General features: G+C 71.6%; 18 protein-coding genes. 12 read left to right on the forward strand and 6 right to left on the reverse strand.

What is annotated here, in order from left to right:
• Positions 1 to 39 precede the first annotated feature (39 nt).
• Positions 40 to 1371: a hemolysin family protein gene (locus JKJ07_RS07840; RefSeq protein ID WP_202990549.1), complete on the forward strand. Its 1332-nt coding sequence runs from the start codon at positions 40 to 42 to the stop codon at positions 1369 to 1371.
• Here JKJ07_RS07840 and JKJ07_RS07845 read toward each other — a convergent pair.
• Entirely contained in the window at positions 1318 to 2667 is a 1350-nt protein-coding gene (locus tag JKJ07_RS07845; RefSeq protein ID WP_202990550.1) for a sensor histidine kinase, read from the reverse strand. The two genes, JKJ07_RS07840 and JKJ07_RS07845, sit on opposite strands and share 54 nt — an antisense overlap.
• Positions 2664 to 3326 carry a response regulator transcription factor gene (locus JKJ07_RS07850; RefSeq protein ID WP_202990551.1) on the reverse strand — a complete coding sequence of 221 codons (663 nt, stop codon included), beginning with the start codon at positions 3324 to 3326 and terminating at the stop codon, positions 2664 to 2666. The genes JKJ07_RS07845 and JKJ07_RS07850 overlap by 4 nt, the downstream gene beginning before the upstream one ends.
• A 201-nt stretch (positions 3327 to 3527) precedes the next feature.
• On the opposite strand from JKJ07_RS07850, the gene JKJ07_RS07855 reads away from it, so the two are divergent.
• The 7 genes from JKJ07_RS07855 (at position 3528) to JKJ07_RS07885 (ending at position 10367) form a co-directional block, all read left to right on the forward strand.
• The gene (locus tag JKJ07_RS07855) at positions 3528 to 4541 is read left to right on the forward strand and encodes an SIS domain-containing protein (RefSeq protein ID WP_202990552.1); all 1014 of its coding nucleotides are present in this window, start codon (positions 3528 to 3530) and stop codon (positions 4539 to 4541) included.
• A gap of 20 nt (positions 4542 to 4561) precedes the next feature.
• Entirely contained in the window at positions 4562 to 5638 is a 1077-nt protein-coding gene (locus tag JKJ07_RS07860; protein WP_202990553.1) for a substrate-binding domain-containing protein, read from the forward strand.
• 58 nt (positions 5639 to 5696) lie between these two features.
• Positions 5697 to 6704 (forward strand): ABC transporter permease, encoded by a 1008-nt coding sequence (locus JKJ07_RS07865; protein ID WP_202990554.1) that lies wholly within the window; start codon positions 5697 to 5699, stop codon positions 6702 to 6704.
• Complete coding sequence (locus tag JKJ07_RS07870; protein ID WP_202990555.1) at positions 6701 to 7456, forward strand: ATP-binding cassette domain-containing protein; 756 nt, start codon at positions 6701 to 6703, stop codon at positions 7454 to 7456. Before JKJ07_RS07865 ends, JKJ07_RS07870 begins: the two co-directional genes overlap by 4 nt.
• A complete protein-coding gene (locus tag JKJ07_RS07875; RefSeq protein WP_202990556.1) occupies positions 7453 to 8250 on the forward strand; it encodes a PfkB family carbohydrate kinase in 798 nt (265 codons plus the stop codon). The genes JKJ07_RS07870 and JKJ07_RS07875 overlap by 4 nt, the downstream gene beginning before the upstream one ends.
• The gene (locus tag JKJ07_RS07880) at positions 8247 to 9581 is read left to right on the forward strand and encodes a M20/M25/M40 family metallo-hydrolase (protein ID WP_202990557.1); all 1335 of its coding nucleotides are present in this window, start codon (positions 8247 to 8249) and stop codon (positions 9579 to 9581) included. The genes JKJ07_RS07875 and JKJ07_RS07880 overlap by 4 nt, the downstream gene beginning before the upstream one ends.
• Before the next feature lie 69 nt (positions 9582 to 9650).
• Entirely contained in the window at positions 9651 to 10367 is a 717-nt protein-coding gene (locus JKJ07_RS07885) for a GntR family transcriptional regulator (RefSeq protein WP_202990558.1), read from the forward strand.
• Positions 10368 to 10373: 6 nt separating this feature from the next.
• Here the strand turns inward: JKJ07_RS07885 and JKJ07_RS07890 are convergent, their stop codons facing one another.
• The gene (locus tag JKJ07_RS07890) at positions 10374 to 11333 is read right to left on the reverse strand and encodes a DUF1152 domain-containing protein (RefSeq protein ID WP_202990559.1); all 960 of its coding nucleotides are present in this window, start codon (positions 11331 to 11333) and stop codon (positions 10374 to 10376) included.
• Between the two features lie 98 nt (positions 11334 to 11431).
• On the opposite strand from JKJ07_RS07890, the gene JKJ07_RS07895 reads away from it, so the two are divergent.
• From JKJ07_RS07895 to JKJ07_RS07910, 4 genes are read left to right on the forward strand one after another with little or no spacing between them, the layout of a single operon-like run.
• The gene (locus JKJ07_RS07895) at positions 11432 to 12721 is read left to right on the forward strand and encodes a DUF418 domain-containing protein (protein ID WP_202990560.1); all 1290 of its coding nucleotides are present in this window, start codon (positions 11432 to 11434) and stop codon (positions 12719 to 12721) included.
• Positions 12718 to 12900, forward strand: coding sequence for a hypothetical protein (locus JKJ07_RS07900; protein ID WP_202990561.1), 183 nt, complete (start codon positions 12718 to 12720; stop codon positions 12898 to 12900). Before JKJ07_RS07895 ends, JKJ07_RS07900 begins: the two co-directional genes overlap by 4 nt.
• Positions 12867 to 13676 carry a sensor histidine kinase gene (locus tag JKJ07_RS07905; RefSeq protein WP_202990562.1) on the forward strand — a complete coding sequence of 270 codons (810 nt, stop codon included), beginning with the start codon at positions 12867 to 12869 and terminating at the stop codon, positions 13674 to 13676. Before JKJ07_RS07900 ends, JKJ07_RS07905 begins: the two co-directional genes overlap by 34 nt.
• Positions 13676 to 14305, forward strand: a complete 630-nt coding sequence (locus JKJ07_RS07910; RefSeq protein ID WP_202990563.1) for a response regulator — start codon at positions 13676 to 13678, stop codon at positions 14303 to 14305. The genes JKJ07_RS07905 and JKJ07_RS07910 overlap by 1 nt, the downstream gene beginning before the upstream one ends.
• On the opposite strand, the gene JKJ07_RS07915 is transcribed toward JKJ07_RS07910, so the two are convergent.
• The 3 genes from JKJ07_RS07915 to JKJ07_RS07925 are packed head-to-tail and all read right to left on the reverse strand — an operon-like array spanning position 14276 to position 17995.
• A complete protein-coding gene (locus JKJ07_RS07915) occupies positions 14276 to 16792 on the reverse strand; it encodes an ATP-binding protein (RefSeq protein WP_307834158.1) in 2517 nt (838 codons plus the stop codon). The genes JKJ07_RS07910 and JKJ07_RS07915 overlap by 30 nt on opposite strands.
• A gap of 8 nt (positions 16793 to 16800) precedes the next feature.
• Positions 16801 to 17448, reverse strand: a complete 648-nt coding sequence (locus JKJ07_RS07920) for a polysaccharide deacetylase family protein (protein ID WP_202990564.1) — start codon at positions 17446 to 17448, stop codon at positions 16801 to 16803.
• A 13-nt stretch (positions 17449 to 17461) separates the two neighbouring features.
• Positions 17462 to 17995 carry a DUF3558 family protein gene (locus JKJ07_RS07925; protein ID WP_202990565.1) on the reverse strand — a complete coding sequence of 178 codons (534 nt, stop codon included), beginning with the start codon at positions 17993 to 17995 and terminating at the stop codon, positions 17462 to 17464.

Raw genomic sequence — 17995 nt, forward strand, 5'->3', positions numbered from 1 at the left:
CGAGAAACAATTCACAAAGCGAGGAGTTGAGTTACCGCAGTGAGCGGTTTTGGATGGCAGATCGTACTTGTGGTGGTGCTGGTGCTGCTGAACGCGATCTTCGCGGGCAGCGAGATGGCGCTGGTGTCGCTGCGGGAGAGCCAGCTGCAGCGCCTCGAGCGCGAGAGCCGGAGCGGGCGCACCCTGGCCCGGCTGGCCCGTGACCCCAACCGGTTCCTGGCCACGATCCAGATCGGCATCACGCTGGCCGGCTTCCTGGCGTCGGCGTCGGCCGCCGTCTCGCTGGCGCAGCCGCTGGTCGAGCCGCTCGGCTTCCTCGGCGGCGCGGCCGAGCCGGCCTCGATCGTCCTGGTCACGATCGTGCTGACGTTCTTCACCCTGGTGATCGGCGAGCTCGCCCCCAAGCGCATCGCCATGCAGCGCGCGGAGGCGTGGGCGCTGGTGGTGGCCCGGCCGCTCGACGTGCTGTCCAGCTTCTCGCGCCCGGCGGTGTGGCTGCTGGGCCGCACGACCGACGTCGTCGTGCGGCTGACGGGCAACAACCCGGACGCCGGCCGCGAGGAGGTCAGCCCCGAGGAGATCCGCGACATGGTCCAGGCGCAGCAGGAGTTCTCGGCCGAGCAGCGCACGATCATCGCCGGCGCCTTCGAGATCGCCGACCGTATCCTGCGGGAGATCCTGGTGCCGCGGCGCGAGGTGCTGGCGCTGCCGGCCGACACACCCGTACGGGAGGCGCTCGGCAAGCTGGTCGCGGGCGGTCACTCCCGCGCGCCGGTGGTCGGCCCGGCCGGGCTCGACGATGTGCTGGGCGTGGTGCACCTGCGGGATCTGGTGGACGCGACCGGGACGGTGGGGGAGCACAAGTACGCGGCGCTGTTCCTGCCCGAGACGCTCAAGGTCTCCGACGCCATGCTGCAGATGCGCACCCAGCGGCAGCAGCTGGCCCTGGTGGTCGACGAGCGCGGCGCCATCGACGGCATCGTCACCATGGAGGACCTGGTCGAGGAGGTCGTCGGCGAGATCTACGACGAGACCGACCGGGACGTGCAGTCGGTGGTGCACGAGGACGACGGCGCGATGCTGCTGCCCGGCATCTTCCCGATCCACGACCTGCCCGACATCGGCGTCGACGTGGAGCACCTGCAGGACGGCGACTACACGACGGTCGCGGGTCTGGTGCTGTCGCGGCTCGGGCACATCCCGACCGCGCCCGGCGAGGTCGTCACGCTCGATGTCTATCGGGCCGAGATCACCCAGGTCACCGGGCGCGCGATTACCCAGGTCCGGCTGCGTAAGGCCGCCGAGGCGGTGCCGGCCTCAAGCGGGGAAGGTGACGACGGCGTCGAGGCCGGTGGGCGTGGCGGCGTCTAGCCGGACGTCGCCGCCGCCGGCCCGGGCCAGCTTGACCACCAGGGCGAGGCCGAGGCCGGTGCCGCCGCGGGGTGCCCCGGGAGCGCGCCAGAAGGGCTCGAGCGCCTTCTCCCGCTGATCGTCCGGCAGGCCCGGCCCGGCGTCGACGACGTGCAGCGCGACCAAACCTTCCCCCGTACGGGCCGCGGTCAGCCGGACGGTGCTGCCCGCGGGCGCGGCGTTGAGCGCGTTGGAGACGAGGTTGTCGAGGATCTGCTCGATGGCGCCCGGCATCGCGCTCGCCCGCAGGGGCCCGGCGGCGTCGACGGCGATGGTGACGTCGCGTTCGGCGGCGAGCGGCCGCCAGATCGCCGCGCGGGCCGCGGCCTCGGCGGCCACGTCGACGACGACCGGCGTCTCGTCCCGCCGCTCGATCATGGTCAGGTCGAGCAGGGAGTTGACCAGCTTGTCGAGCCGTTCGGTCTCGCTGAGCGCGGCCTCCAGACCCTGCAGGCCGGCCGGGGAGAGCTCCGGCTCCAGGTTCTCCAGCCGCAGGCGCAGCGCGGCCAGCGGCCCCTTCAGCTGGTGCGAGGCGTGGTCGGCGAAGGCCCCGCGCGCGGCCAGCGCGGCGTGCAGGCGGTGCGCGGTGCGGTTGAACGTCTCGGTCAGCCGCCGCAGCTCCGGTGGCCCGCCGGCGATCCGGACGGCGGCCGGCCCGGTGTCCTCGGCGAGTTGCTGGGTGGCCTGTTCGAGGGCCTTGACCGGGCGGACGATCCAGCGGGCCAGCCCCAGCGCGACGGCGGCGCTGCCCGCCAGGACGAGCAGGCAGACCGCGGCCAGCAGCGCCCAGACCCGGCGGATCTGCTCGGTGACCGGGGCCATCGGCACGCTCAGCCGCACGGCACCGGACGTCGGCTTGCCGGGGTGGTACGACACCGACACCGACATCATGCGGACGCCGCCGATGTCGCTGATGCGGTGACCGATCCGGCCGCCCTCGCCGAGCGCCGGCAGGACGTCGGCCGTGTCGGTGATCTGCGGCATCGTGCTGTAGGTGAGCCTGCCGGTGACGTCGAAGAGCTCGACCTGCCCGCCCCAGCGCTGCGCGGCCGCGGTGGCGATGTCCTCGACCTGGTCGCCGTCGTCCTCGCTGAGCTCGGCGTCGACGTAGGCGGCGACGATCTCCGCCTCGCGTTCCAGCTGCCGGAACGCCTGCTGTTGCTCGCTGCGGTGATACAGGTAGCCCAGCGGCACCGCGAGTCCGATCAGGACGGCCAGCACGAGCGACAGATAGGTGAGGACGAGACGGCGGGTCATGTCACGACGAGCCGGAACCCCACGCCGCGGCGGGTCTCGATCCAGTCCGGCCGGCCCAGCTTGCGCCGCAGCGACGCGATGTGGAAGTCGAGGGTCTTGCTGCGGCTGTCGGTGGTGGCCCAGATCTGCTCGAGCAGCTTCTGCCGCAGGACCATGGTGCCGGGCCGGGCGGCGAGCATCTCCAGCAGGTCGTACTCCTTGGGCGCGAGCGTCACCGGCCGGCCGTCGACGCTGACCTCCCGGGTCGCCCGGTCGATGCTGAGCGGACCCAGGGTCTGGGCGTCGGACGGCGGCGGGGCGGCCCGGGTGGCCCGGGAGCGGCGGTCGACGGCCCGGATCCGCGCGACCAGCTCGCGCAGGCTGAACGGCTTGGCCAGGTAGTCGTCGGCGCCGCCCTCGAGCCCGCGGACCAGGTCGGCCTCGGCGCGACGCGAGGTCAGCATGATGATCGGGACGTCGCGGGTGCGGTTGAGCTCCCAGCAGACGTCGACGCCGTCGATGTCGGGCAGGCCCAGGTCGAGCAGCACCAGGTCGGCCGGGGCCGCGGCCAGCGCGGCGGCGCCGGTCGTGACGTGCTCGGCGTCGATGCCGAAGCGCGCGAGCCCCTGCACGAGCGGCACCGCGATCGAGTCGTCGTCCTCGACCAGAAGCACCCGCATGCCTTCAAGGCTGCCACAACCCAGTTTTGGATCTCCCGGGACACGGTCGGTCACGGAGTGTTACCTATCGGTTAACTCCGGTAACAGGGTCGTTCACACTATTGACAGCATAGTCAGACAACACAAAACTGTCGTTCACCAACTTGCCGAGTCATCAGACAACTCAGCAAGTCGTGGACAACACGAAAGTGAGCCAGAGCTTTGCTGAACTTCGACGAAGACCGCTTCGTGGCCATCCAGGCGGCCGCGGTCGCCCTGGCCGAGCCGATCGACACCCTCATCGGCCGGCTGCTCGACGAGGGGGCCAAGAACCTCTTCTTCCTCGGCGCCGGCGGTGCGGGCGTCCTCATGCAGCCGGCCGCGCAGCTGATGCAGCGCGAGTCGGACTTCCCCACGTTCCTCGAGAACGCGGCGGAGCTGCTGGCCGTGGACTCGAAGAACCTGGGCCCGCAGTCGATCGTCGTCATCCCCTCGCTGTCGGGCACGACGAAGGAAGCCCTCGCGATCAACGACCTGGCCCGCAAGAAGGGCGCCACGGTCATCGCGCTGACCGGCAACGACGAGTCACCGCTGGCGCAGGCGGCCGACCACAACTTCACCGTACGGGCGGCCGACGACACCTCGTCCGAGTCGTTCTACCTGCAGTCGCTGCTGGTCGTGTTGTCGATCCAGCAGCACCGCGGCGAGCGGGACGACTACGCCACGCTGGTCGGTGAGCTGCGGACGTTGCCGGGTCACCTGCTCGAGGCCAAGCGCGCCTTCGAGGGGCGCGCGGCCGAGCTGGCCAAGCAGTTCGCCGAGGAGCGCTACCACATCTTCACCGGGGCCGGCCCGTCGTGGACCGAGTCGTGGTATTTCGCCACCTGCATCCTCGAGGAGATGCAGTGGGTCCGGACGCGTCCGGTGCACGCCTCGGACTTCTTCCACGGCACGTTGGAGCTGGTCGAGAAGGGCGTCAGCGTCTTCCTGCTGAAGGGCGAGGGCCCCACGCGGGAGCTGGCCGAGCGGGTCGAGCGCTTCGTCCCGAGCGTGACCGACACGTTCACCGTCCTCGACACGGCCGACTTCGCCATGCCCGGCCTCGGCGCCGGCACGCGGGCCCTCGTGAGCCACGTCGTGCACGCCACCGTCCTCGAGCGCTTCAGCGAGCACCTCGCGACGGTCCGCAACCACCCCCTGACCACCCGCCGGTACTACCGCCGCATCGACTACTGACCAGATAAGGAACCCCCCACATGGTGAATCGGAAGGTCCTTGCCGCCTGCAGCGCGGCGCTTCTCACGCTGGGCCTCGCGGCCTGCTCGTCGGACAGCGGCTCCGCCGCCGGTGGCGACGACAAGAAGGTGTCGGTCACGCTGATCATCAAGACCCAGGGCACCTCGTTCTTCAAGAAGATGGCCGACGGCGCCACGAAGGCCTCGCAGGACCTCGGCGTGAACCTGACCGTCGCCGCCGGCAAGGTGGACGGCGACGAGGACACCCAGATCCAGGCCATCGAGAACGCGATCTCCCGCGGTGACCAGGGCATCCTGATCACCCCGAACGGGCCCGGGGTCTTCGACGCGATCGCCAAGGCGCGCGACGCCGGCGTGAAGGTCATCGCCCTCGACACGGTGCCCGACCCGGCCTCCCTGGTCGACACGACCTACGCCACCGACAACTTCGAGGCGGGCCGGCTGGTCGGCGAGTGGACGGCGAAGAAGCTCGACGGCAAGGACGCCACGATCGCCCTGCTCGACCTGTTCGGCGACAAGGTGCTGACCGTGGACTACGACCGTGACCAGGGGTTCCTGACCGGCATGGGCATCGACGTGGCGGACCCCAAGGTCAACGGCGACGAGGCCAAGACCGGCAACTACACCGGGGGCAAGGGCGGCAAGTACACGATCGTCGGCAACCTGCCCACCGAGGGCACCGAGGACGGCGGCCGCACGTCGACCGAGACGCTGCTCAGCAAGAACCCGAACATCAACGTCATCTACGGCATCAACGAGCCGGCCTCGTACGGGGGTTATCAGGCGCTGAAAGCCGCGGGCAAGACCGACGGGCTGATCACGGTCTCGATCGACGGCGCCTGCGACGGCGTGAACTACGTCAAGGACGGCATCCTGCAGGCCACCGCCCAGCAGTACCCGCTCAAGATGGCCGAGCAGGGCGTCAAGGCCATCCACGACCTGGTGGCCAACGGCGTCGAACCGAAGTCGGACGAGGGCAAGGACTTCGTCAGCACCGGCGTCAGCCTGGTGACCGAGGAGCCGATGGACGGCGTGACCAGCATCGACACGGCCGAGGGCCTGAAGGACTGTTTCTGACGGCTGACGGGCGGGGGCGTGCGAGCGCTCCCGCCCGGCTCAGTTCTGGAGAATTTGGATGACGGACTTATCCTCGGCCTTCGCCGACCGCTCGACACCGCTCTCCCGCGTGCGCGACCTGCTGCACCGGTATCCGGCCATCAGCCCCGCCGTCGTGCTCGTCGTCGCGGTGCTCGTGTTCGGACTGCTCAACGACCGCTTCCTGGCCCCGGCCAACCTGTCCCTGATCACCCAGCAGGTCGCCGTCGTCGGCACCCTGGCGATCGCGCAGACCCTCGTCATCCTGACCGCCGGGATCGACCTCTCGGTCGGCGCCGCCATGATCCTGGCGGCCATGGTGATGGCCCAGTCGGCCTCCTCCTCGGGTGTGCCGCCGGTGCTGGCCCTCGTGCTCGGCCTGGCCGCCGGTATTGCTGCCGGCGCCCTGAACGGGCTGCTCGTGACCCGCCTCAAGCTCCCGCCGTTCATCGTGACGCTGGGCACGCTGAGCATCTTCACCGCGCTGACGCTGCTCTACACCGACGGCAACACGGTGCGCGGCTCGCAGCTGTCCAGCACCCTCACCTTCACCGGCGACACCCTCTCGGTGCTCGGCATCAAGATCAGTGTCGGCGTGCTCATCATGCTCGCCCTCTACGTCCTCATCGCGTACGTCCTGAAGCGGACCGCCTGGGGCCGGCACGTCTACGCCGTCGGGGACGACAAGGAGGCCGCCCGGCTCTCGGGTGTCCGCGTGAACCGGGTGCTGGCCTCGGTCTACCTCGTGGCCGGGGCGATCATCGCGATCACCGCATGGATCCAGATCGGGCGCACCAACGCGGCCAGCCCGAACTCCGGCCTCGACCTCAACCTGGACTCGATCACGGCGGTCGTCATCGGCGGCACGAGCCTGTTCGGCGGCCGCGGCGTCATCTGGGGCACGCTGCTGGGCGCCCTGATCGTCGGCGTGTTCCGCAACGGCCTGGCCCTGGCCGGCCTCGACGTCCTCTATCAGACCCTGACGGTCGGCGTTCTCGTGATCGTGGCCGTGGCGGTCGACCAGTGGATCCGGAAGGCGAAGTCATGACCCCCGTTCTCGAGGCGAAAAACCTGGTCAAGACGTACGGGCGGGTGGTCGGCCTGGACGGCGTCGGGCTCCAGCTGCTGCCGGGCGAGATCCTGGCCGTGATCGGCGACAACGGGGCCGGCAAGTCCACGCTGATCAAATGCCTGACCGGCGCCGAGATCCCGACGTCGGGCGAGCTGTTCGTCAACGGCGAGCCGGTCAGCTTCAAGCGCCCGCAGGACGCGCGGGCGGCCGGGCTGGAGACGGTCTATCAGACGCTGGCCGTCTCCCCGGCCCTCGACGTGGCGGCCAACCTGTTCCTCGGCCGCGAGGTGCGGCGCAAGGGCGTGCTGGGCTCGGTGTTCCGCTCGCTCGACGTCAAGGGCATGCGCGAGCGGGCCCGGGCCGAGCTGACCGAGCTGGGCATCTCGACCCTGCAGGACGTGACCGTGCCGGTCGAGAACCTTTCCGGCGGCCAGCGGCAGGCCGTCGCGGTGGCCCGGGCCGCGGCCTTCGGGTCCAAGGTGGTCGTGCTGGACGAGCCGACCGCGGCGCTCGGCGTGCGCGAGTCCAACCAGGTGCTCCAGCTGATCCGCACCCTGCGCGACCGCGGCGTGGCGGTCATCCTGATCAGCCACAACATGCCGCAGGTGTTCGAGGTGGCCGACCGCATCCACATCCAGCGTCTCGGCAAGTGCGCCGGGACGATCACCCCGCAAAGCCACTCGATGACCGACGCCGTCGCGATCATGACGGGAGCGCAGACCCTATGAGCACCTGGGTGGCCGTCGTCGGCGACAACTGCGTGGACCGCTATCGGGGCGGCGAGGAGCGCGACTACAGCGGGGGCAACGCCTTCAACGTGGCGGTTCAGCTGGCCCGGGCCGGCATTTCCGTACGCTACTTCGGCGCGGTGGGCCCCGACCCGCTCGCCGCGGTCATCCGGTCGGGGCTCGAGGTCAACGGGATCCCGACCGGCGACCTGACCGTGCTCGACGGGCCCACCGCGGTCACCGAGATCAGTGTGGCCGCGAACGGCGACCGCACCTTCGACCGGGAGGACTTCGGCGTCACCGCCGAGTACTTCCCGGCCGGCGCCGAGGTCGAGCGGATCGCCGGGGCGAGCTGGGTCCACATCGGCATGCTGCCCGAGGCCACCCGGCTGCGGAAGGCGCTGGCCGGGCGGGTCACCGTCAGCCAGGACTGCGCGGTCGCCGCCGGGGTGACCGACCTCGACGTCGCGTTCCTGTCGGCCGGCGAGAGCGGTGACGCCCGCGAGCTCGCCGCGGGCACGGCCGCCGCCGGAGTGGGCGTGGTCGTCGCGACCCGCGGCGCCGAGGGCTCGCTCGGCCTCAGCGAGGGCCGCTGGTATGAGCAGGAGGCCCTGCCGGCCGATGTGGTCGACACGACCGGCGCCGGGGACAGCTTCATCGCCGGTTTCATCGCGGCCCGGCTTGGCGGCGGAGCGCTGCCCGAGGCGCTCGCCACGGGCGCCCGTTTCGCCGCCGCCACCTGTGCGTACCGCTCGGGCTGGCCGCACCTGCCACTCGACAAGGAGTCACGATGACCGACCTGGACGGCACCCTGGCCGCGATCGATGCCGCGATCACGGCCGGCGCCGCCGACGCCCAGCAGCTGCTCGTCGACCTGGTCGCCGTGCGCAGCGTCAACCCGCGGCAGCCCGGCGTCGACGGCGCGGACTACGAGGGCGGGGAGCGCCGGGCCAACCAGATCCTGGCCGAGGCGCTGGGCCCGCTGGGCTTCGACCTCAACTGGGTCGAGGTGGCCGAGGGCCGGCCCAACCTGGTCGCCGTGCGGCCCGGCGCCGGCGGCGGCCGTTCCCTCGCGCTCAACGGGCACATCGACACCGTCGCCCCGCAGCGCGGCCGCTTCGACGACCCGTGGACGGCGGTCGTCGAGGACGGCTATCTCTACGGGCTCGGCGCCACCGACATGAAGGCCGGGCACGCGGCCATGTGGCTCGCCGCCAAGGCCCTGCGCGACGCCGGGGTCACGCTCGACGGCGACCTGCACATCCACTCCGTGGTCGGCGAGGAGACGATGAGCCACGAGATCGGCACCACCGCCGTGCTCGAGGCCGGCTTCCGGGTGGACGGCGCGCTCGTGCCCGAGCCGACCTCGCCCGAGCCGCGGGTGCTGGACGTCTCCAACGTCGCCGCCGGCAACTACCTGTTCTCGCTGACCGTCCGGGGCAAGTCGGCGCACTGGGCCGCCCGCAACCTGGCCATCCGGGCCGGCGGCACCGGCGACGCGATCGGCGTCAACGCCATCGACAAGGCGTTCTACGTCTATCAGGCGATGCGCCAGCTCGAGGAGCAGTGGGCCTTCAGCAAGAGCCACCCGGCCTTCCCGCCCGGCGCGTTCATCATCCATCCCGGGGTGCTGCGGGCGGACGTCGGCGTCGAGGCGGCCCCGTTCTTCCCCGACCGGGCGCGCATCGACTACCTGCTGTCGTTCCCGCCCGGCAACACGTCCGAGCAGATCCGGCGGGAGATCGAGCACCACATCCGTACGGCGTCGGACCTTGACCCTTGGCTGCGGGAACACCCGGTCGAGTTCACCTGGACCGACACGTGGCCGCCGGCCTACACCGACCCGGACAGCGAGTTCACCCGGCAGATGTTGGCCGCCCGCAACGGTCTGACGGGCATCGACGCGTTGGCCGCGCCCGTCACCGCCGCCGCACAATCGGACGCCAACTTCTATGAGGCGCAGGGGATCCCGGCCCTGGTCTGCGGGCCCGGCGACGTCCGGCGGGCGCACGCGGCCGACGAACGCGTGCGGCTGGAGAACATCGCCGTCTCCGCCGCGTTCATCGCCCGCGCCGCGCTGAACTGGTGCCGGCGAACGTCGCCGTCATCGCCCGCGCCGCGTTGAACTGGTGCCCGCGGCCGTAAAGTGACCCCTGCCCTCCATCCCCAGTCGCTCTCTGCCGAGGAGAGAACCGTGACCGCCAAGATGGCTCCCCAGCTGAAGGAAGACATCCGTCAGCTCATCGCGCAGGACGGGCTGGGGCCGGGTGACCAGTTGCCGACCGAGCCCGAGCTGTCGGAGCGGTTCGGCGTCTCCCGCAACAAGGTCCGCGAGGCGCTGAAGCTGCTGGAGCAGGACGGGATGGTGACCGCCATCCAGGGCCGGGGCCGGTTCGTCTCGGCGCTGGGGTCGCTGCCGATCGAGCGGCCGGTCAACATCTACGAGAGCATCACCGAGCTGCTGCAGGGCCTGGGCTACACGGTGACCAATGTGGTGCTCAGCGTGGAGGAGGCCGTCGCCGATGCCCGGGTCGCCCGCGAGCTCCAGCTGGAGGAGGGCGACCCGGTCATCCGGCTGGTGCGGCTGCGGCTCGGCGACGACCAGCCGATGGTCTTCAGCATCAACATCATCCGGCGTGACGCGCTGCCCGGCCCGCTGGAGTTCCGCAACTGGGGCGCCTCGATCACCAAGATCCTGGAGGGGCACGGGCATCACGTCGTCTCGTCGATCGCCCGCCTGTCGGCCGCGAACCTGCCGCCCGAGCATTCCAAGACCTACGACCTGGCCCAGTACGACCCGTGGCTGCTGGTCGAGGAGACGTGCGTGTCCCGCGAGGGCGAGCGGGTGCTGTACGCCATCGACTACCACCGCAGCAGCGAGATCGCCTTCAACGTGGTCCGCCGCCGCTGATCCTGGTCAGTGGGGATAGGCGCGGGGGATGCGGGTCGTGACCTCGTTGCGGTAGGCCTCGATCCGGGAGATCACCTGGCGGCGGCCCACGGTGTTCTCGATGCGGTCGAGGTAGAGGCAGCGGGCGGCCAGCTTGTCGAGGTTGACTGTGAAATAGACGGTCATCAGCGGGTTGACGAAGAGTGCGCTGCCGGTGGTGCGCCGGGTGAACTGGACGTCGCCGAACTCGCCGGCCAGGGCCGCGGCTATCTGGCCGTTGACGATGCTGGGGCGGTCGGGGGTGGCGGCGGCCGCGTCGGCCACGGCGGCGCGGTAGAGGCGGGCCTCGCGGGAGGAGCCGGGAATCGACAGCGCGCCCAGATAGCCGCCCTCCCGGTCGAGCGCGGCCAGATTCTCCAGCACCTCGACGCTCTGCACCCCGTGATACGCGTCGATGCCGAACCCGAGGCAGGTCACCAGCTTGATCGGCAGGTCGATCCCGGCCACGGCGCCCACGCTGGTCAAATCCTCGACGGGGGTGCCGATCCCGTTCTCGTCGCCGCGCATGAGGATGTCGGTGCCGCCGTCGACGAGCACGATCGCGTCGATGTCGTGCAGGGCGACCAGATGCCCGTACGCCTCCCGCAACGTCTGCACGCCGAGCGGCGGAAACGCGTACACGGTCGAGGGAAGGTCTTGCGACGCCAGCCACTTGGCCAGCACGCCCTCGGGGAAATACCAGTCCGGACTGGCCGACGCGGGGGTCACCGCCACGATCTGCTCGGTGAGCCACGACTCGCGGTCGACCAGTTCGAGCTCGGAGAACGACAGGTTGGCCAGGTGCACCTCGACGCCGGCCTCCCACAGGGCCAGGGCCAGCGGCAACCCGGCATACACGTCGAAGCCGCCACCGGCCCCGGCGATCAGCACCCGGCGGGCGGGGGCCAGCGCGGCGAACAGCGGCGGGGTGCTCAACGAGAACGTCACCGGTCAATGATCAACCACGGGCGCCATACGTCGATCGGTTGAATCCATGGCGAGCTGACGGACTACGGGCGGGGGTGGCCCGGCCGAAGACTCGAGCCATGACACTCACCGTGGCACCAAGAACAGATCGGTTGCTGGCCCCGGATCTCGCCCGCGGGCTCATGCTGGCGCTCATCGCGCTGGCCAACTCCGTCGTCTATCTCTACGGCCGCCCGTACGGGGTGCGCCAGCACATCGTCGAGTCCGGGCTCGCCGACCGGATCGTCAGCGTCCTCACCGTGACGCTGGTCGACGCGCGCGCCTACCCCTTGTTCGCGGCCCTTTTCGCGTACGGGGTCGTGCAGCTCCTCCAGACGAAGGGCCGAGCGTACGTCCGCCGCCGCAGCCTGTGGTTGATCGCGTTCGGTTTCGCCCACGCCCTGCTGCTGTTCCCGGGCGACATCCTCGGCCTGTACGGGCTGGCCGGGCTCGTGCTGCTAGGCCGTGTTTCGTGGCTGGAGCGGGGCTGCGGCAGGGCCCAGATCCCGCCTGGCGGCGTCCCGGAAAAGCCCGGTTCCAACACCGGGAGCCAGGCTTCCCCGGGCCACCACCAGACGAAATCTGGACCCGGCCTCGCTCCCACCCCAGCCACGAAACACGGCCTAGGCCTGACCGCCGTCAGCGACCGCAAGCTGCTGCTCGCCGCGGCCGGCTGGCTGGTCGTGGTCGCGCTGGTGCAGGGCATGGCGTACGCGATGCCGTCGGACGGCGGCCGCTCGTTCTTCTGGTCGTTCGAGCAGACCGACCCGCTGCGGGCCATGCTGCTGCGCCCGGCCGAGTGGCTGATGACCCCGTTCGGCGTGCTCGGCGTGGGCAGCGCCATCCTGGTCGGCACGTGGGCCGCCCGCCGCGGGATCCTGGCCGACCCGGCCGCCCATCGCCCGCTGCTGGTCCGGACGGCGGTGCTCGGCCTGACCACGGCGATCGCGGGCGGGTTGCCGGCCGGGCTCGCGGTCGGGCACTTCTGGACGACGTCGTCGTTGTGGGCCGTGAACGCCCTGCACGCGGTCACCGGCATCGCGGGCGGCCTGGGCTACGCGGCGCTGATCGGGCTGCTGGCCGTCCGCGTCGGGCGCCGGCCGGGTCCGGTCGTGCGGGCGCTCGCGGCGTGCGGGCAACGGTCGCTGAGCTGCTATCTGTTCCAGTCCGTGGTGTTCGTCGCGCTGCTCATGCCGTACGGGCTGGGTCTGGGCCGGACCTTGGGCACGGGGACGGTCGCTCTGCTGGCGCTGGTGACGTGGGCCGTCTCGGTCGGGCCGGCCGAACTGCTGCGCCGGGCCGGACGGCAAGGGCCGGCCGAGATTCTGCTGCGCCGGCTCACCCGCGGAACAGGCAGGATGGCGGCGTGAGGGCAGTGGCGGAGCACCGATGGAACCAGGTTTGGGCGCTGCTCCCGTACGGGCTGCTCGTGACCGCGTACGGGATCTCGCTTTTCTCCGGTGCCCCGGCCGGCTATCACCTGGTCACGCTGGCGCTGACGGCCGGTTTCGCGACGTGGGGGTGGTCGCGGCCAACGTGCCCTGGCTGATCGCCTCGCACGCCAACTTCGGCTCGGTGCTGATCAACTTGTTCGTCGTGACGCCGCTGGCCGCGCTGTTCGGCACGATGATCCGGGTGATGGAGCGCGAGGCGATCCGGCGTCGCGAGGTCAACAGCGAGCTGGTCGCCATGGCCGCCGAGAACGCGCGGCTGAGCCGTGAGGCGGGTGTGGCCGAGGAGCGGGCCCGGCTGGCGCGCGAGATCCACGACACCGTGGCCCAGGGCCTGACCGGCATCGTCACCCAGCTCGAGGCGATCGGCGAGCTGCCGGAGGAGCAGGCGCGGCGGCTCGGCCAGGCGCAAGAGCTGGCCCGTACGAGCCTGGCCGAGGTGCGCCGCTCGATCGACGCGCTGCGCCCGGGGCCGTTGCAGGATCAACGGCTGGCTGACGCCGTACGGGAAACTGTGTCGAACTGGAGTGAGCGGCACGACGTGCCGGCGAGCTTCACGATGACCGGGACGCCGCTGCCGGTGCACTCGGAGGTCGAGGTGACGCTGCTCCGCGCGGCGCAGGAGGCGCTGGCCAACGTGGGCAAGCACGCGCGGGCCAAGCGGGCCGACGTCACCCTGTCCTACATGGAGGACATCATCGTGCTGGACGTGCGCGACGACGGGATCGGCTTCGAGCCACGCCCGGGGGCCGGGTTCGGGCTGGTCGCGCTGCGCGAACGGGTCGCCGCGCTGGCCGGGTCGGTGGCCGTCGAGTCGGCGCCCGGCCACGGCACGACGGTCAACGTGACCCTGCCCGCGATCGAGGTGGCGTGATGACGGTGCGGCTCGTTGTGGTCGACGATCACCCCGTCGTCCGGGACGGGTTGCGCGGCATGCTCGGCACCCAGCCCGACTTCGCGATCGTGGGCGAGGCCGCCGGGGGCGCCGAGGCGCTGACCGTGGTCGCGGCCGAACGCCCCGACGTCGTGCTGACCGACCTGCGCATGCCCGAGCCCAGCGGCGGCACGCTGATCCGGCTGCTGCTCGAACGCGTGCCGACCGTCCGGGTGCTGGTGCTGACCACGCACGACACCGACTCCGACGTGCTGCCCGCGGTCGAGGCGGGCGCGATCGGCTATCTGCTCAAGGACGCGCCGCGCGAGGAGCTGTTCCGCGCCGTCCGGGCCGCCGCGCGGGGCGAGACGGTGCTGTCGCCCTCGGTCGCCGCGGTGCTGCTTTCCCGCGTACGGCCCCGCAAGCCCACGCCGACCGGGCAGCTCAGCGCCCGCGAGCGCGAGATCGTGGCGCTGGTCGCCCAGGGCCGCACCAACCGCGAGGTGGCGGCGGCGCTCTACATCAGCGAGGCCACCGTCAAGACCCACCTGCTGCGCATCTACGCCAAGCTCGAGGTGCCCGACCGCGCGGCCGCCGTGTCAGCCGCCCACCGCCTCGGCATTCTGTAGGGCCGCCAGCTCGGCCTCGATCTGCTCGGCGTCGGGCGCGCCCAGCTCGACATACAGCGCCAGCGCCTGCCGGAGATGCTCGGCCTCGCCGGTGGCCCGGCCCAGTCCGGCGTGGGCCAGCGCCTGCTGACCGCGCACGCCCAGCTCGGTCGCGAGCACCAGCGCGGCCGTGTGGTGGGCGATCGCGTCGGCGGGCCGGTCCGCGGCCAGCGTGGCCTCGCCCAGCCCGTTGAGCACGTGAACCTCGCCGTCCTGGTCGCCGTTCTCGCGGACGATGACGAGCGCCTCCTCGTGGAAGCCGACCGCCTCGGCGGCCCGGCCCAGCCGGGTGTGCAGCAGCCCCAGCGAATCGAGCACGGTGGCCTCGCCGGCCCGGCTGCCGAGCCGCCGGAACAGCTCCAGGGCCCGGCGCAGGTGCTCGCCGGCCGGCCCGAGCTCGCCCGCCTTCATCTCGCCGAAGCCGAGCGAGTTGAGCACGAACGCCTCGGCGTGCAGGTTGCCGGCCCGCTCGGCCAGCGCCAGCGCCTCCCGGGAGTAGGCGATCGCCTCCGGGTAGCGGCCCGCCCGTTCCATGGCGCCGCCGAGACCGTTCAACGTCATGGCTTCCCCGGAACGGTCCCCGGCCCGCCGGAACAGCGTCAGGGTCTCCTGCCAGAGGCTCACCGCCTCGTCGAGCCGCCCCGCCCGTTCCGCCAGCGTGCCCAGGTTGGTCAGGGCCAGCGCCTGCCCGCCCGGCTCGTCCAGCTCGCGGAACAGCCCGACCGCCTGGCGCAGGCACGTGACCCCGCGCGCGATGCTGCCCATCCGCAGGTGGGCGATGCCGATCCCGACCAGGGCATGGGCCTGACCGCCGAGGTCGCCGCTGTCGTTCGCGGCCCGCAGCGCGTGGCCGTGCACGATCAGGGCGTCGGCGTTGCTGCTGCCCTGGAAGTAGCGGTAGAGCACCTGGGCCAGGCGGGTGACGTGGCCGGGCCCGGCCTGCGCGGCGACGGCCAGCAGGGTGGTCCGCTCGGTGTCCAGCCAGTCGGTCGCGGCCTCGCGGCCGGAGAGGTCGGGGGCGGGCAGGCCGGTCGGCGGGATCGCCGGGCGACGGTGGGCCTCGGCCGGGTGAAGCGTCGACATCGCGGCGGCCGCCGTGGCCAGGTAGTGGTCGTACAGGCGGGTCAGGGCCGCGCGGCGGGCGGCCGGCGGGTCCTGGTCGTGGGCGCGGCCGGTGGCGTACGCGCGGACGAGGTCGTGGAACGAGTAGCGGCCGGGCGCGGTCTCCTGCAGCAGGTGGTCGTCGCGGAGGGCTTCGAGGTCGTTTTCCGAGTCGCCGGTCAGGGCGGCCACCGCGTACGCGTCGAAATCCTGGCCCGGGTGCAGGGCGGCCAAGCGCAGCACACGCTGGCGGTCGGCGGGCAGGGCGCGGTAGGAGAGGTCTAGGGCGTGTTCGACGCCGGAGTCGAGGCGGCGGTCGCGGTGCCGTTCGTCGAGGCGGTCGGCGTGGTCGGCCAGCGTCCAACCCGGAGTGTTGCGGATGTGGGCGGCGATCAGGCTGAGCGCGAGGGGGAGGTAGCCGCAGCGCTCGGCGATCCTCTTGGCCGGGCCCTCTGCTATGTCAGGCAACGCGCCGGCCAGGTAGGTGAGTGCCTCGTCGGGGGTGAAGGCGTCGACGGCGAGCCGGATCGCCGGGGCGAGCTCGGTCAGGCTGCGGCGGCTGGTGATCAGAGTCAGGCAGTCTTTTGTTCGCGGCAGCAGCGGGCGGACCTGTTCGGCGTCGGCCGCGTTGTCGAGGACGATCAGGGCGCGGGTGCCGGCGATCCGGTGACGGAAGGCCTCGGCTCGCGCTTCCAGCCCGTACGGGATCTGGTGGCCGGGGACCCCGAGCAGGCGCAGGAAGCCGTCGAGCACGGCGGACGGGTCGGCGGGCGGCTGGGTGTCGTCGGGGTGGAAGCCGCGCAGGTTGACGAAGAGCACCCGGTCGACCTCGTTGTCGCGCAGCAGCAGATGCCCCGCCCGGACGGCCAGCTGCGTCTTGCCGATGCCGGCCATGCCCTCGATCGCCGAGATCACCACGGCGTCGCCCTCGCGCGCGGCCAGCCGCAGCCGGTCGAGCTCGCGGACCCGCCCGGTGAACGTGGCCAGATCCTGCGGCAGCTCGTCGAGCACCCGAACCTGGGCCACAGCCTCCGACTCGCCGGTAACGACGCGCAACGCCTGCCGCCACTGATTCACGTACGCCGGGTCGGGGTGCAACGCCTCGACGACGGCCAGCACGAGGTCGGTGTTGAAGCGCCGCCGTCCCGACACGAAGCAGTTGGCCACCGTGGACCGCCGGGCCAGCTCGCTCGCCGGCCGCCCCGCCGCCCGCCAGGCCGCATTGACCCGCTCGGTGATCGCGTCGTACGAGGGGTCGCCGGCCCACACCTTCAGCCGGCGCAGCCGCTCGACCAGATCGTCGAGCGAGACGGAAGCGGACGGATCGGGTAAGTCGGTGAACGGCACACCCGAGGCTAACCGACCAGCGTCGATACGCTGACCGCGGTCAGTCCGCTCGCGCTGAGCAACTCGTCAGTGGTCGCGACCACCCCGCGCCGCTTCTCGGTGCCCTCGTGCAGCACGACGATCGAGCCTGCTCGCACCGAGGCGGCCAGCCCACCGGCGATCGCGCCGTCCCCGGGCCCGCCGGTGTTACCCGCGACGAGCGTCCCCAGCACGGCCCTTAACCCCTGCTCAGCCGCCGTCCTGAGCATCTGCGGCTTGTAGAAGCCGGATCCTGGGCGAAACCACCGGACCGGCCCGTACGCCTCGAGCAGCCGGCTCGTCTCGGCCAGCTCCCGCTCGAACTGCTCGTCGGGCACCAGCACCGACCGCTCGTCGCGCATCAGGTGGTTGGCCACCTCGTGCCCCTCGGCCACGATCTGCTCGACCACCCGCGGATTGGCCCGGACCCGCTCACCGACCAGGAAGAACGTCGCCTTCGCCCCATGCTCCCGCAACACCTCGAGCAGCCCCGGCGTCGTCTCCGGATGCGGCCCGTCGTCAAAGGTCAGCGCGAACACGGGTCTTTCCGTCTCGATGTACCACAGCACATCACCGGGAAGGGCCCGCGACAGGAGCCGGGTCGCCGGCTCCCGCCACCGCAAGAACACGTTGTCCATGAGTCATCGTAGGTCAGACGCGGGGGAGGAGGACCTTGGCGATCTTCTTGGCGTCGGCCAGGTTCTGGTCGTCGGAGCCGCCGCGGGAGTAGATGTCGAGCTGGACGGTGCCGTACAGGACGTACAGGTGGCCGGAGAGCAGGAACGCGTCCTCGCCGACCCCGTCGACCGGGGTGGCCTCGGCGATCATCACGTCGAAGTCGGCGGCGGTCGTGCGGCTCAGGAAGACCGCCAGCTGGCCGTCCTCCTGCTGCCACTGGCAGAAGCGGGTGGCCTCGCCGGGCTCGGCGCCGTCCTCGTCGATCTGGGTGATCGTGCGGCCGGTCAGCGACGTGACCTCCTGCTTGGAGAGCAGCCGGCACACGTCGGGGATGTCGCCCGAATCCTTGACCGACCCGAAACCGGAGTCGGCGGTCGGCTTGTTCCCGGCCGGGGTCGTCGCCTGGGCCGGAGCGGGCGTGCCGTTGACGGCGTCCTCGATGATGCCGCAGCCTCCGGTCAGGGAGACGGCGACGAGGGCGGCCAGGGCGACGAGGCGGTGCTTCAC

The sequence above is a fragment of the Paractinoplanes lichenicola genome, from assembly GCF_016785085.1.
GTDB lineage: Bacteria > Actinomycetota > Actinomycetes > Mycobacteriales > Micromonosporaceae > Actinoplanes > Actinoplanes lichenicola.